The 15,826-nt window shown below is 31.9% G+C and carries 10 protein-coding genes and 1 pseudogene; 9 read left to right on the top strand and 2 right to left on the bottom strand.

Annotated features, from left to right (window positions below; all coding sequences use genetic code 11):
• Window positions 1–102 precede the first annotated feature (102 nt).
• The 6 genes from NHG49_RS12815 to NHG49_RS12840 all read left to right on the top strand — a co-directional run bounded on the left by NHG49_RS12815 (window position 103) and on the right by NHG49_RS12840 (window position 8,239).
• Complete coding sequence (locus tag NHG49_RS12815; protein WP_064475203.1) at window positions 103–1,416, top strand: D-alanyl-D-alanine carboxypeptidase family protein; 1,314 nt, start codon at window positions 103–105, stop codon at window positions 1,414–1,416.
• Window positions 1,417–1,933: 517 nt separating this feature from the next.
• Window positions 1,934–3,082: an acyltransferase family protein gene (locus NHG49_RS12820; protein ID WP_081257232.1), complete on the top strand. Its 1,149-nt coding sequence runs from the start codon at window positions 1,934–1,936 to the stop codon at window positions 3,080–3,082.
• A 187-nt stretch (window positions 3,083–3,269) separates the two neighbouring features.
• On the top strand, window positions 3,270–3,863 hold the full coding sequence (locus NHG49_RS12825; RefSeq protein WP_064475205.1) for an SGNH/GDSL hydrolase family protein: 594 nt from the start codon (window positions 3,270–3,272) through the stop codon (window positions 3,861–3,863).
• A 454-nt stretch (window positions 3,864–4,317) separates the two neighbouring features.
• Window positions 4,318–6,288 carry a penicillin-binding transpeptidase domain-containing protein gene (locus NHG49_RS12830; RefSeq protein ID WP_088047195.1) on the top strand — a complete coding sequence of 657 codons (1,971 nt, stop codon included), beginning with the start codon at window positions 4,318–4,320 and terminating at the stop codon, window positions 6,286–6,288.
• 600 nt (window positions 6,289–6,888) lie between these two features.
• Window positions 6,889–7,422: an RNA polymerase sigma factor gene (locus NHG49_RS12835; protein ID WP_060488847.1), complete on the top strand. Its 534-nt coding sequence runs from the start codon at window positions 6,889–6,891 to the stop codon at window positions 7,420–7,422.
• The gene (locus NHG49_RS12840; RefSeq protein WP_088047194.1) at window positions 7,412–8,239 is read left to right on the top strand and encodes an anti-sigma factor; all 828 of its coding nucleotides are present in this window, start codon (window positions 7,412–7,414) and stop codon (window positions 8,237–8,239) included. The genes NHG49_RS12835 and NHG49_RS12840 overlap by 11 nt, the downstream gene beginning before the upstream one ends.
• A gap of 11 nt (window positions 8,240–8,250) precedes the next feature.
• Here the strand turns inward: NHG49_RS12840 and NHG49_RS12845 are convergent, their stop codons facing one another.
• The gene (locus NHG49_RS12845; protein WP_098111723.1) at window positions 8,251–10,011 is read right to left on the bottom strand and encodes a peptidoglycan D,D-transpeptidase FtsI family protein; all 1,761 of its coding nucleotides are present in this window, start codon (window positions 10,009–10,011) and stop codon (window positions 8,251–8,253) included.
• Window positions 10,012–10,404: 393 nt separating this feature from the next.
• On the opposite strand from NHG49_RS12845, the gene NHG49_RS12850 reads away from it, so the two are divergent.
• Complete coding sequence (locus NHG49_RS12850) at window positions 10,405–12,543, top strand: peptidoglycan D,D-transpeptidase FtsI family protein (RefSeq protein WP_088047192.1); 2,139 nt, start codon at window positions 10,405–10,407, stop codon at window positions 12,541–12,543.
• 279 nt (window positions 12,544–12,822) lie between these two features.
• Window positions 12,823–13,749 (top strand): class A beta-lactamase Bla1, encoded by a 927-nt coding sequence (gene bla / locus NHG49_RS12855; RefSeq protein WP_374987924.1) that lies wholly within the window; start codon window positions 12,823–12,825, stop codon window positions 13,747–13,749.
• Between the two features lie 19 nt (window positions 13,750–13,768).
• On the opposite strand, the pseudogene NHG49_RS31675 reads toward bla, so the two are convergent.
• Window positions 13,769–13,843, bottom strand: a pseudogene (locus NHG49_RS31675) (undecaprenyl-diphosphatase); the annotation flags it as partial.
• Between the two features lie 608 nt (window positions 13,844–14,451).
• Between NHG49_RS31675 and hblC the strand changes: the two are divergent.
• Window positions 14,452–15,771 carry a hemolysin BL lytic component L2 gene (gene hblC, locus NHG49_RS12860; protein ID WP_064475210.1) on the top strand — a complete coding sequence of 440 codons (1,320 nt, stop codon included), beginning with the start codon at window positions 14,452–14,454 and terminating at the stop codon, window positions 15,769–15,771.
• Window positions 15,772–15,826 lie beyond the last annotated feature (55 nt).

Here is a 15,826-nt window from a genome sequence, read left to right on the forward strand (position 1 = left end):
AATCGGGATACACTGGTTTTATTTTTTGTAAATATGGAACAAACGTATTATTTAGATTGTCTATTCATTGTAATCCTAAAAAATATATTGGAGGTAACAGAAGTGAAAGGTATGTTTTGCAAGAGATTTATTGCAATAGTAACAGTGCTTACACTATTTTGTAGCATAATTGTTACATCTGGAAGAGCAACAGCGGAAACAGTCCCTGTTTTAGATGTAGAAGCAGGATCAGCAATTTTAGTAGAAGCGAATTCCGGAAAAATTTTATATGAAAAAAATGCGGATGAATCACTAGCAATTGCTAGTATGACAAAAATGATGAGTGAATATTTAGTTCATGAAGCGGTGGATAAAGGAAAACTTAAATGGGATCAAAAAGTTAAAATCTCTGAATATGCACATAAGATTTCACAAGATCGCTCATTATCAAACGTTCCATTAGAAAATGGTGGCTCTTATACAGTAAAAGAGTTATATGAGGCAATGGCAATTTACTCTGCAAATGGTGCAACAATTGCTTTAGTTGAAGAAATTGCTGGAAAAGAAGCCGATTTCGTGAAAATGATGAATGATAAGTCAAAAGAGTTTGGAATGAAAAATTATAAATTTGTAAATTCTACAGGCTTAACAAACTATGATTTAAAAGGATATCACCCAGAAGGGACAACTCCAGACGAGAAAAATAAAATGTCCGCAAGAGATTGTGCGATTTTAGCACAACGTCTTATTCAAGATTTTCCGAAAATGTTAGATACTGCAAAAATCCCTAAAAAAACATTCCAACAGGGTGGTAAGTATCCAATTGATATGACGAACTTTAACTGGATGTTAAAAGGTTTAATTAAGCAATACGAAGGTGTAGATGGGTTAAAAACAGGAACTACCCCAGAAGCTGGTGATTGTTTCACTGGTACAGTAGAAAGAAACGGTATGCGTCTAATATCTGTAGTGATAAAAGCAAACTCTCATGCAGCACGTTTTGATGAAACGAAGAAATTATATGATTATGGATTTGCAAATTTCGAAGTGAAGAAGGCCTATGGAAAAGACTCAGTAGCAAAAGGGCATGAAACAGTGCGAGTAGCAAATGCGAAAGACAAAGATGTTGTTGTTCAAACGAAGCAAGCTGTTTCACTTCCGATACCAAAGAACAACAAAGACGTATATAAAAAAGAATTTAAAGTATTGAATGAAGAACAAGAAGCACCTATTAAAAAAGGTGTAACAATAAGTAAAATGATTATCTCGCCTAAAGATAGTACAGATCCAGGGTTCTTATTAGGTAAATCATTACAAGTAGACCTTGTAACAAAATCTGATATAGAACAAGCAAATTGGTTTACACGTTTTATGCGTAACATCGGATCTTTTTTTAGCGGTATGTGGGATAGTGCGGTTGATATAGTAAAAAGCTAAATTTATAGGATAAAACTAAATATTAATCTGAAAAAAGAGTTTCGAAGTTTTATAAATTCTTATGTAGATAGTTTGGAATGGAAGATGGTATTAATTTTCAAATTGGATTCTTCGGAACTTTTCTTATTGTAATCAAGCTAAGCTAAATTTGTATCTATAAAAACAAAAAACGCTATTCTTTTTGTAGAAATATACAGAAAGGATGGCGTTTATTATGTATTTTTTGATTCAATGCATTCTAGTACAAAGTTAGTTTAATAAAGTTACATGAAGAAAAAACATCCATTTTTGCATCAAATGACAATAAAAAATGAATATCCGTTACTTATTTCTGTAAAAAGATTTTATAAAAATTTAATAAAATCTTTTCTTTGTATTAAATATTTTGTTTTAAATTATTTATATAAGGAAATGGAGACCAGAAAACAGATGCATAGATTGACTTTGAACTGCTTATATCTGGGATCTAGATAGACATTATGTACAATTCTCCCACTACACTAGTATAGTGGCCTTTATGAACAGCAAAATCTACAATTTACAAGGAGAACATTTTATGAGTAAGAGAATAAAAGAATTAGATTCTATACGAGGGTTAGCGGCACTTACTGTGGTATTTGGACATTTTTGTTTAATGCTACCATCGTTGCCTAATTCTATTAAATTTTCCCCGCTTAGGTTTTTATGGGCGGGTGGGGAAGCTGTTATCGTTTTTTATGTACTAAGTGGTTTTGTGTTATCTATGGCACTTTATCATTCAAAAACAAATTATTGGGGATATTTAATTAAGAGATTTGTAAGAATCTATATTCCTTATTATTTTTGGATAATCATTACCTTTGTTTTATTTATTTTATTTTCGTCGTATGAAGTGGTAGGACTACGGGATTGGTTCTATGATAGGTGGCAAGGGTCTATAACAAAATTAGATATTCTAAACCACTTTGTGCTTCTTAATAACTTTTTTACGGAAAATTATAATCCAGTTATTTGGTCATTGGCTCAAGAAATGCGTATATCTATTGTGTTTCCTTTATTATTCCTTCTTTTTTATAAACTGAATTGGAAGAAAACGATACTATTTGCTTTGAGCTTTTCTTTCATTAGTGTTTTTCTTAATATGTTGCATATTGGGAAAGCTGAAGGATTTTATAATGGTTATGCTGATACACTGCATTTTACATCTATGTTTATGGTTGGAATGTTACTTTTTAAGTATAAGGAAAAACTTATTTACTCATATAGGAATATGAAAAAATTTAAAAAAGGATTTCTTATTGCATTAGGGATTATTTTATATTTATATTCCATTTTAATTTATGGTTTTTCCCGTAATGATACTACTTTCTTATTAAAAGATTGGGGTGTCGTAATGGGGGTTAGTATATTTATTATAATGGCTATGAGTAACCTAAAAGTAAAAGCATTTTTAAATAAGAATGTATTTGTATATTTAGGAGAAATTTCATACAGTATCTATTTGTGTCATTTTCCAATCATGATGGTACTATTTAAACTTTTGTATACAAAGATACCTATCTTTTTCCTTCTTACTTTGTGCATTGCAATGACACTACTTTTTTCTATAATTTCGTATCATTTAATCGAAAAGAAATGTATCAACTGGGCAAAACAAAGAACAACCAATTTTTTGAAAAAAGTATAATTCCTAGAGAGATTTTATTTCTTTAGTAAATATACGAATATGACCGATTCCTAAGTATACTTAGGAATCGGTCAATTTTGGATTCTAAATGTAAATATAATTGAAATCGAAAACTACTTAGAAATAACAATTACGGTGTGAGCTATTGTATAGTATAGATATGGTTAATAATAAAGGGGGACTACATATGTGGAAGCGATTTGTATCGATTGGTGATAGTTTTACAGAGGGCATAGGGGATGAAGTTGAGGGAATAGCATTAAAAAGCTGGGTAGATCATTTTGTTCAACTTTGTGTAAACGATATAGAATATGCTAATTTTGCAAAGCGTGGGTTAGTAACTAAAGAAATACGCTCACAGCAATTGGAAAAGGCATTAACGTTTAATCCAGATTTGGTTAGTCTAATTGCAGGTGCAAACGATGTTTTAAAAGGACGTTGGGATCATCAAGCATATAAGAACGATATGGAATTTATGATAGATACATTAAGTAAAACAGATGCTGATATTATTATAGCAAACCTTCCAGATTTTACAGTTCGGCTACCTATTTCTTCTGAAAAAAAACAAGTGTTAAAAGAACAATTATTAGAGGCAAATGAAATTATACTTTCACTGAGTAGAGAGTATAAGCTTCATCATGTTGACTTTTGGAATCATCATTTAGTTAATGATAATACGCTTTGGTCTACGGATTTGATTCATCCAAACTCAAAAGGATATGTAAAAGTTGCTGAATTGATTTTTAGTAGTTTGCCTGTACATGACTCTTCTAAATAAGCTTTAGAATGAACGCATCGAATCCCCTGTCGCATACAGCGCAGGGGTTTTGATGCGAAATAGAAGGATATAAAGCGCCTATAAATTATACTTTCAGTAATTCTTTTTATTGTTTATACTTAGTTATTTTCTATTGTAGGACCCTTAGTATAAGGGGTCTTTTTTGTTTCAAATATTTACAAAAAAGATAAGAGCGGAGAACTCAAACTAAAAGGTATTTTAAATAAAATTGTTAAAACAGCACTAATAATGACACCGATTGCTAAATAGATTCGCTTTTTTATTTGTAAGAATTTTAAAATCTTCCCCTTCGAATGCATCTGAACCATAAATTAATTTCTTTTGTAAATATGGAACAATCTCATTACTTACACTGTCTATTAAGCGTTACAACATTTTTTATTTAATATATCAAGAAAGGAATAAATATTTTTAACTAAGGGAGAAGATTGAATTGAAAAAATTATGGATGTTGGTTTTCTTTTGTTTTGCAGTTATGTTGGTAGGATGTAATAAAAACGAACCGCCAAAACAAGCATTTGAAGAATATATAAATTTATGGAATGATAAAAAATTCGCAAATATGTATGATCATTTATCAGAACATGCCCAAAAAACGATTTCTAAAAAGGAATTCACCGAGAAATATCAAAAAATCTATGAGGGTATTGGAGTTAAGGATTTAAAAATTAAAACGAAAGGAGAGAATGCTAAAGATAAAGAACTTTTTCTTTTTGAAGTTAATATGGATACGGATGGAGGAACAGCTTCATTTATCCATGAAGCAAAACTTGTAAAAGAAAAAGAATCTTGGAAAATAGATTGGACACCAGATTTCATTTTTCCAGGTATGAAAAAAGATTACAAAGTACGTATGCAAATAGAACAAGGAAAACGTGGAGAAATATATGATCGAAATGGGAAAGGTCTTGCAACGAATGGTAAAGCGACTGAGGTTGGAATTATTCCAGAGAAACTAGGCGAAACGGCAGCGCAAACAAAAGAAATAGTAGCACAGTTACTGGATATGTCTATAGAAGAGGTTGATCAGAAGCTTACAGCGAAATGGATAAAACCAGACTCCTTTGTACCAATTGGGATTTTAAAAGAGGGAACTAGACAGAATGATTATATTGAATTAGAAGGAGTATCATCTCGCCCAGTAAATATTCGTACGTATTCATTAGGAGAAGCAACGGCACACTTAACTGGATATATAGGAAAGGTGAATGCAGAGGAGTTAAAATCGCTTCAAAAAAGAGGTTATCAAGCTGATGATTTAGTAGGTAAGACAGGTTTAGAGAAAGTATTAGAGAATAAATTGCGTGGCGAAAAAGGTGGACGCGTATTTATAGAAGATGAGAATGGAAAAGAGATTAAAAATGTAGCAAAAAAAGAAGCAAAAGAAGGGGAAAACGTTACGTTAACAATTGATGCTGCAATTCAAGAAAAAATCTTTAATGAGATGAAAAATGAAGCAGGATCTAGTGCAGCGGTCAATCCTAAAACAGGTGAAACTATAGCACTTGTAAGTAGCCCTGCTTATAATCCAAATACAATAGTTAGAGGAGCGTCAAAAGCCCAACGAGAAGCATGGAATAACGATTCAAAACTACCAATGATGAATCGTTTCACACAAGCATTTGTACCAGGTTCCGTATTTAAAACGATTACTGGTGCAATTGGTTTGGAAACAAACACTATAAACCCTAAGGAAGAATTTAAAATTCAAGGATTAAAGTGGGCAAAAGATTCATCTTGGGGAAATTATTATGTAACACGTGTGAAGGAAGCTAGTCCAATTGATTTTGATAAGGCAATGAAGTACTCTGATAATATTTATTTTGCTCAACAAGCTTTGAAAATGGGAAAAGATCAGTATGTAAATGAATTTAAGAAATACGGATTTTATGAAAAATTACCAATCGAATACGAATTTCCTATTTCAATCATTGCAAGAGATGGGATAAAAAATGATATTCAACTAGCAGACACGGGATATGGACAAGGACAAGTATTAATGACACCACTCCATTTAGCATTAACATATGCACCGATTGTGAATGAAGGGAATATTCCGTCGCCTCATCTTTTAAAAGAAGCAAAAGTAGAGGGGAATTGGAAAGAAAATGTGGTTTCTAAAAAGAATCAAGAGATATTAAAGAGCGCATTAATAAAAGTCATTAATGACCCTGATGGCGCGGGGAGAATTGCTAAGGTTGATGGTATAACTCTTGCTGGTAAAACCGGTACAGCAGAACTGAAGGAGTCGAAAGAAGCAGACGGAAAAGAACTTGGATGGTTTGCAGCTTTTGATGCAAATGCGCCCGACATGATCGTTACCATGATGATCGAAGATGTAAAAGGAAGAGGGGGGAGTAACGTTCCAGGCGAAAAAGTAAAACATGTTTTTCAGAAAAAATAAGTAACTATAAGGTGAAATCTTTTACTACATTCATTGTTTGCTTAACACGAAGGTATAAATTGAGCAATACAAAGAACAATTAAGTTTCGAAAAAGCATTCTCCTTAATTGAGAATGCTTTTTTGTTGTGGCTGAATAAAGATAATAACACATCTTTGTTTTCATTTTTGAAAGGTTGGTATTGCTAATAGTAAATAGAAGAGTAAAACAAATTGAAAGGGACAAGTGAGGGGGAATTATAAACGTTAACAAAACAGTTATTTAGTAAAACATAAATAGAGCACACAAATAAGTATGCTCTAAGAAAAAAGGTGATACAAGTGGAGTGTTGCGTGAAATGCACAAATAATAATCAGATTTTTTATGAGTGTATTTTTAACATTGTATGCTTTACTTGTTTTTTCGGAGCCTGTCATGTAAAAGAATGTATAGATGATTATTTTATGAAAGTAATTGCACACCTTTACATTTTTAGGAGGATTTTTTTATTAAAAAAAGATAAAGAACGGAACAAATGAAACTTGTATCTTGTCTATATATTGAAACCATAATAAAAGTGAGGGCAGTTTTATCTTTATTCAAATAAGTTCGAGGTGTGGAAATGGAAGAGACGTTTATTGAAAAGTGTATTCATGATGAGCTTGACTATGTTATAAAAGACTATTGGCAAGATGTATGGAATTATTCATTTATTATTACGAAAGATCCACACTTATCAGATGATATCACGCAAGATGTATTTATAAAGGTATTTAAAAATTGGAATTCATTTCGAAAGGAGTCATCTATTAAAACGTGGATATTAAAAATTACAAGAAATACAGCAATAAACTATTTGAAATCCTCCTATTTTAAAAGGATATCATTAGTAGGTTTTTTTAGTGACGATAAGCAATCTCCATCGGCAGAACGAGAGTTTTTTAAGCAAGAGGAAATGAATGAAGTGTGGGATGTTGTTTTAAAGTTACCTAAAAAACACCGTGAAATAATTATTTTAGATGCAAAATATGAATTATCTTATGAAGAAATGGCCGAAACATTAGGTGTATCCATTGGAACTGTTAAATCTAGATTAAGCCGAGCGAGAAGTAAGGTTTCAAAACTAATAGGGGAGGGTAGTAGTGATGAACAATAAAAAAAATCCTGACTGGTATAGTAAATTGAAAAAAGGCCCAATGGAGCATCGGAAAGATGAAGAAGAATTTATTTATAAAATAAAGCAATCGGTATATCAAAATAGTGAAGTAGATTCTGCAACATATAAGAGACCATTTCGTAAAAAAGCATTGCCTGTTGTAGTTGTTTTGGTTTGTACAATGTTATTTTTTATTGTTCAACAACCTTGGCTTGATGATAATAAATCACCGGTACAAAGTAGCACTCAAATTAAGCCTAAAACAAAAGATGAATCTGCTCAAGATCCATCATTAAAACAATTTATGTATGATTTATATCAAAGCACAAATTCAAAAAATGAAAATGATTTGTATAGAGCATTAAATGATGAAGTTCTATTTAAAGGGAAGAGTTATAAGAAGGATGAATTGAAGTTTGATGAAGATATTTTTCATGAGTTGCAAGTCGCTCTTACAATGGGGGGAGAATTTGCAAATGATACAAAAAAAGTATACAAAGTACCAAGTGGATTGACAGAAAGTAACGAACCAAAGCAAGCGCATTTTATATATGCAACGGTTACTGGAAATAAAACAAAAATTTTAGCTGAACCAAAACGAGAATCACAAGTTTTATATGAAGTATCTAATGAAATGGTAAAAGCTTGGATTCCAGAAAAAGTGCAAAATGATGAATATATAAAAATATCGACAATTAACGGTAATACTGGATATGTACAAAAAGAGTATGTTTTAACTGATATTAAGTATTCATTTATGTTCGAAAAGAATGATAATGGTGATTGGAAAATAATAAATATAGATTCTATATGGTAAAAGAGGAAGGTTCACTTTAATGAACCTTCCTCTTTGCTATTATCTTTTTTTTGAAGTGTATGCCAAGACTCTAAAATTTCCGATGTAACGAGAGCAGCGATGTTTTTTTCTGAATTACTACCAGGAATAACGACAGAAATGGCGATTTGTGGATCTTCGGTAGGAGCATATGCAATGAAAAGAGAATGATTTATCATTTTTGCTTGCTCATTCGGAAAACCTGTAATACCCGTTTTACCTGCGACATGAAAGGGTAAGTTTTTAATCTCCTCTATATTTTGACTCATTCCGCCTTGCACGACACTCCAAAATTTCACCGGATAACGATTAGAACTTTCTAAAATTGGTTTAAACCTTTTTGTTTCCTTACCATTTTGATCAATAATAGCACTTACGATTTGAGGTTTATATTTATCACCTTTACTTGCTAAAGTTGCTGCATATTGAGCGAGTTGAAGAGGAGTGTGTACTTCATTTCCTCCCCAAGAGGCATTTAATAAAGCGGAGATACCATTTTCAAACTTGTTTGTTGGATGAAATTCATATTGTCCGTCTTCTTCAAAAGGTAAATCAACCCCGGTTTTAGAACGAAGGCCAAATTGCTTTAAATACTCTGTCCATATATGTGCAACTTTTTCTATATTCCCATTATTTTGGTTGAATAAGGGTAGAGCTACTTTTGCTGTCATAAATGTGTTAGATGAATTAATGATAGCCTGCCTCGGTGTAATCTCACCTGTTGGCGTTCCAGGTGCATTCGTAATGTTATTTTGATTATCATATTGAAAAGTACCTTTATCTAAATAAGTATCTTCAGGTTGAAAAAGCTTTTCGTTTAATCCAATTAAAATAGTAAGTGGCTTTATAGTTGAGGCCATATTTACATAAGATTCACCATACTTTAATTTTTGAATTGCTTTATTTTGCGAAAGTGATTTAATGTTTTCATTTTTAGATGATACATGTGTATTTAATGTATTTGGATCAAACACTGCCGAGTTGGCCATAGTTAAAATTGCGCCAGTTTTTACATCGGTTACTACAATATAACCAGCTTTAGCATCACGTATTTTCTTAATTTGAGATCTTAATGCTTCCTCTGTTTTTTGTTGCAATTTAGAGTCTAAAGCTAGCTGGACATCTTTTCCTTTTTGAACTTTTTGAATGTTCCATAAGAATTTTTTATTATTCATTTTAAAAATCAGTGTTTTTCCGGGTTTTCCTTTTAAATCATTTTCATATTGAAGCTCAATCCCACTTTTTCCAACAGGTCCATACTTAGAATTAAGGTCATTTTCTACATACCCAATTAGCTGTGAACCAACTTCGTGTTTAGGATAATATCGAATCCATTCATCTTTAATTATTACATTATTGGGTTTGTTCTTGTTTATGAATGTAAGTTCACTCTCATTTATGTCAGAGTATAACGGTAAATCATTCATAGTCTGCTTTTTACAAGATTGTTGTAATTGAGATTTTATGTCCACTGTAGAAATGTCATGTTGAAACTCGCTTGAAAATTGATTGAAAAAAGCCAATGTGTTTGCTGCATCTTGTTTCGATAGCTTCTCATCATTAAAAGTGCAATATAGAGACTTAACTTTCTTATTTGTAGCTAGTATTACACCATTTCGATCGGAAATTTTTCCTCTTTCAGCTGAAGAAGTTGCGATAGTAATTGAGATGAAGTTGATTTTTAATAAAATTAGTAAAATCAAACCTACAATAGAAAGAACCGCAAAAAATCTCCATCTTTTTATATGTAACATATAACCCTCCCTTATGTAGCCTATTTCATCTTATAGTTAATTATTTTTTTTGTAAATGTGGAACAATTTTATTATTTAGGTTGTCTATTAAGTATAACAGCATGAAGAAAGGAATAATTAGTATGAAAAGTTACTAGCAAGTCTATGTGTAAGCTTAATATGAGTCATTATACAGTTTAGCATTTCTAATGCAAGCAATAAAAAAATAGAGAGAAAAACAGGAAAGGGGATTTATCAATTACGCGGCTAAACGAAGAAGGCTTGATGCTTACAAGGATGTAGAAAAAAAGATAAGACACTATTTATAACTGAATGGTGATTTCTAATATATAGGGAACGTATTTATTTACTAAGTATTAGTGAGGAGTTCCGGAAGAATTATATGGAGGATTTATGAAAAAACAAAAAGAAAAAAAGCAACAGACATATATATCTATTCGATTAAATATAATGTTCCTTTGCATATTTCTACTATTCTCAGCCATTATTATGCAGCTAGGAAAAGTACAAATCGTTGAGGGAGAGGCTTATAAGAACCAAGTGGAGAGCAGTCAAAATGAAACAACTAGTATACCAGTTCCACGTGGACAAATACTAGATCGAGAAGGGAAAACAGTTGTTAATAATAAATCTCTTCGTACGATTACGTATACAAGGGTAAAGGGAATTACTAGTGAAGATATTTTAAAAACAGCAAAAGACTTAGCGAAAGTGCTTGAAATGCCTGAACAAGATATAAATAAATTAACAGACATCGATAAAAAAGATTTTTGGATGCAGTTGAATAGGCAACGTGCGGAGACAATGATTACTAAAAAAGATATAGAAAAGTTAAAAGATAAGGGAGTAGAGGGAAAAGAGTTAGATAAAAAAATAGAAGACTTAAGACGAAGTCGTGTTACAGAATTAGAATTGGCAGAATTAACAGCACAAGATTTAAAGGTGTTAGCTATTAAAAGTAAAATGAGTTCTGGTTATCAACTAACACCACAAATTATAAAAAAAGATGTAACAGATCAAGAGTATGCGCGAATAAGTGAAAACCTTGCTGAGTTTCCAGGAGTAGATGCAACAGTTGATTGGGAACGTAATTATGTAAATGGTAATTTATTCCGTTCTGTGTTGGGTAATATTACGAGTAGTGAAGAAGGGTTACCGAAAGAAAACTTAGATTCTTATTTGGTACGTGGATATAACCGTAATGATCGTGTAGGAAAAAGTTATATTGAACAACGATATGAAGATGTGTTACACGGTACAAAAGAAGAAGTGAAAAATATTACTGATAAATCAGGAAACATTATAAACACAGAGATAATCTCTAAAGGAAAAAGTGGTAATAGTTTAACATTAACGATTGATATGGAATTACAAAAGAAAGTGGAAGAAAGTATAGAGAAAAATTTGAGAGCGTTTAAGAGTTCAGAGCCACTGTTGGACCGAGCTTTTGTCGTCATGACGAATCCAAATAACGGACAGATTTTATCTATGGCAGGCAAAAAGATTGTAGAAAAAGAAGGGAAATTAGAGATTGAGGATTTGGCATTAGGTAACATGACAACTTCCTATGAGCTAGGGTCCGCTGTAAAAGGTGCAACTGTATTAACTGGATATGAGACAGGGGCAATACAGCCAGGAGATCAATTTTATGATGCACCTATGAAATTTAAAGGTACACAAGCTAAGAAATCGTGGAATGTATCCGGATTTGGTAATATTAATGATTTACGAGCGCTACAAGTATCTTCGAATGTATACATGTTCCAGACAGCTTTAAAAATTGCGGGAGTTAATTACGTACCAAATGGTTCATTGGATATAAAACAAGGAGCATTTGATACGATGCGCTATTATTTTAAACAATTTGGATTAGGAGTTCCAACAGGTATTGATTTACCGAATGAAATAGTAGGACAAACTAGAAAAGTAGATAGTCAGCCTGGGTTTTTACTAGATTTTTCTATTGGTCAGTATGATACGTATACACCGTTGCAATTGGCGCAATATATTTCAACGATTGCTAATGGAGGCTATAGAATGCAACCTCAAATTGTACAAGAAATACGAGAGCAATCAATAAAAGAAGAAGAGGTTGGCAAAGTTATACGCTCTATAGAGCCTGTCGTATTAAATCGAATTGATATGAAGACAGAACATATTGATCGAATAAAAGAAGGGTTTAGATGGGTATTCCAAGAAGGTGATGGAACTGGCGTGAAATATTTCAAAAATGCTCCATATAAACCAGCAGGAAAGACAGGGACAGCTCAAACTGTATATGGTGGAGATGATCCAATTGGTAGAAATGCGAAAGGGGAACGTATGGAATGTTACAACTTAACATTAGTTGGATACGCCCCATATGATAATCCAGAAGTAGCATTCTCAGTAGTAGTCCCATGGCTTCATGATGATAAAAATGGTATTAATTCTATAATTGGAAAGGAAGTTTTAGATGTATACTTTGATTTGAAAAAGCAACGTATACAAGGTGAAACTGCTAGTACAGAGAGTTCGAATCAAAATCATTAATAATTGTGTACTTTTCTCAGGGGAAGAGATCCTGTTTATATAAAAGCCTTTATAAGTTAAAGAAAAAGTAAGATTTGAAATAAGAGTTAGTAGCTATCATAGTTGCTATCTCTTATTTTTGTTAATATCTTGGTTACTAGTTAAAAAAGGTTTTAAATTTATGGAACAAACTTGTTTCTTAGATGGTCTATTATGTGTACGTATAAAAACAGGTATTCAAATAGATACATTGTATTGAATTTACTACTTGTTTTCAGTATTGAAAATTTGAAAGGAATGATGATTTTGAAAAATAAGAGGATGCTAAAAATAGGAATATGCATTGGTATATTAGGTATAAGTCTTACAAGCCTAGAAACTTTTACAGGAGGGGCATTGCAAGTTGAAGCGAAGGAAAAGACAGGGCAAGTTAAACATAAAAAGCATGCGACATATAAAGAATTCTCTCAACTTGAGAAAAAATTTGATGCTCGATTAGGTGTGTATGCTATTGATACGGGTACACATCAAACAATAGCTTATCGACCTAACGAAAGATTTGCCTTTGCATCAACCTACAAGGCGTTAGCCGTAGGAGTATTGCTACAGCAAAACTCAACTAATAAATTAAATGAAGTTATCACTTATACGAAAGACGACTTAGTGGAATATTCACCTGTTACAGAGAAACATGTAGATACCGGAATGACACTAGGAGAAATTGCTGAGGCCGCCGTTCGTTCCAGTGATAATACTGCAGGGAACATTTTATTTAATAAAATAGGTGGACCTAAAGGATATGAAAAAGCGCTTAGACAGATGGGTGATCGGATTACTATGGCTGATCGCTTTGAGACAGAGTTAAACGAGGCTATTCCAGGAGATATTCGTGACACTAGTACAGCGAAAGCAATTGCTACGAATCTGAAAGCTTTAACGGTCGGAAATGCGCTTCCAGCTCATAAACGTAATATTCTTACAGAGTGGATGAAAGGAAATGCTACAGGAGACAAACTTATTCGTGCAGGCGTACCAACTGACTGGATAGTTGGAGATAAATCAGGAGCTGGAAGTTATGGGACACGAAATGATATTGCTATCGTTTGGCCTCCGAATAGAGCACCTATTATCATCGCAATTTTATCTAGTAAAGATGAGAAAGAGGCTACCTATGATAATCAACTAATTGCAGAGGCAGCTGAAGTTATAGTTAAAGCTCTTAGGTAATAATCTCTCAATTCTTTATTTAATGTAATTGAAAATATGAACTTGGAAAGCGATTCTTTTTAATGTGAAAAGAATCGCTTTTTTGTATTCCTATAATGAATAGTAAGTATATAAGCGAAAATTATTATTTCATGGACAATTTATCCCCTAAAGTGCATGAGGGAAATTTTCTCCTGTGGTGTTCGTAGCAATAATATTATTATGTATACGATAATAATATTTTGGACTAGTTAAGCTAGATACTCCTATATGGATATGTAATTTTACATATCCATATAAAAGACACATATGTGCTAATCCCTATTAAATTATATTAAAATCATTTTTAGGTAAGGGGATTCATATAGATTTAAGGGAATCAAAGAATTTTTATGTTTAATTATCATAGTATAATTATTTCACTTTATGAAATGAAATTTGTATATAACTTTTTTAAATATAATATTTTTAAATTCAAATAATAAATATCTGAAAAATCAAATTTAATCAATGTGATTTTCAGGTTTACTTATGAAAAACATAGTGTTTAAAATGAGGGGGAAGTAAGGTCCTTATATTCTATCAAAAATAAATAAAAAACGAGATACGATTACTCTATCGAAAAAATTTCTCTCCTCAAGTGTGTGTGATGAAATCCTAACGTTAGGTTGTACAACATTTACGATTAAAACTGTAAAAAACAATAGTGAAGAGGTGTACGGAATGAAGAATAAAATTATGACAGGATTTTTAATAACATCAATCGTTACTGGAGCGACTATTCCTATCAATACTCTCGCAATGCCAATCGTTCAGGCGGAAACGAAACAAGATAATATAGATATTTCCTCAGCATTACGAAAAATAGGTGCACACTCCAAATTAACACAAACCTTTATAGATGGAGCCTTAGCAAGTCCGAATGTGCAACTTGAAGAAGTTCCATCTTTAAATACAACTCAATTTCTAATTAAACAAGATATGAAAGAGTGGTCATCAGAACTATATCCAAAATTAATTCTATTAAATTCAAAAAGCAAAGGATTTGCAACCAAATTTAATAGCTATTATCCAACATTAAAAGGATTTGTAGATAATAAGGAAGATAAAGAAGGGTTTTTAGATAGACTGGAAGTTCTTCAAGATATGACTATAACAAACCAAGAAAACGTGCAACGTCAGATTAATGAGTTAACAGATCTTAAACTACAGGTAGATAAGAAACTGAAAAATCTTGATACAGATGTGGTAAAAGCACAGAGTGTACTTAGTTCAGAGGGAACAGGAAAAATAGACAAGTTAAAGAATGAAATGCTAAATACAAAAAAATCAATTCAAAATGATTTACAGCAAATAGCATTATTACCAGGAGCTTTAAATGAACAAGGGCTAAAGGTATTCCAAGAAATTTATAGTCTATCAAAAGATATCATTGAACCGGCTGCTCAAACAGCAGTAGTAGCGTATAACAAAGGAAAAGAAATAAACAATGCTATTGTAGAAGCAGAGAAGAAAGCAGAGCAAGAGGCAACAGAAAAGGGAAAATCAGCTATAGAAATTGAAGTTGCCAAAAAAGAGGCACGTGAAACGATAGAGAAAAGTAAAAAAGGTGAAATTGCTGCAGCTGCAGTTACGAAAACGAAAGAGTATGATCTTATGAAAGTAATTGATCCTGAAAAAATTAAAAAAACATATAGTACTTTTGCAGAAATTAATAAACTAACAGCAGAGCAACGAGCGCATTTAGATGATCTAGAGAAACAGAATCAAAAATTATATGACTTAACAACTAAATTAACAGTAGCAGATTTACAAAAATCAATGATTCTTTTCATGCAAAATGATTTGCATACATTTGCTAATCAAGTAGATGGAGAAATTGAGCTAATGAAACGTTATAAAGAGGATTTGAATCTAATAAATAATAGTATTACAAAATTATCGACTGAAGTTGATACTAATAACACTCAGTCTCAAAAAGATACATTAAGACGACTAAAAAATGTAACAAATCAACTCGAAGAACAAGTTAATAAATTTTAATATTAAGAAATAATATTTAACGAAAAAATTATAACGCAACTGAAAATAAGGAGGA

It is taken from the genome of Bacillus sp. IBL03825, assembly GCF_024712505.1.
Lineage (GTDB): Bacteria > Bacillota > Bacilli > Bacillales > Bacillaceae_G > Bacillus_A > Bacillus_A wiedmannii.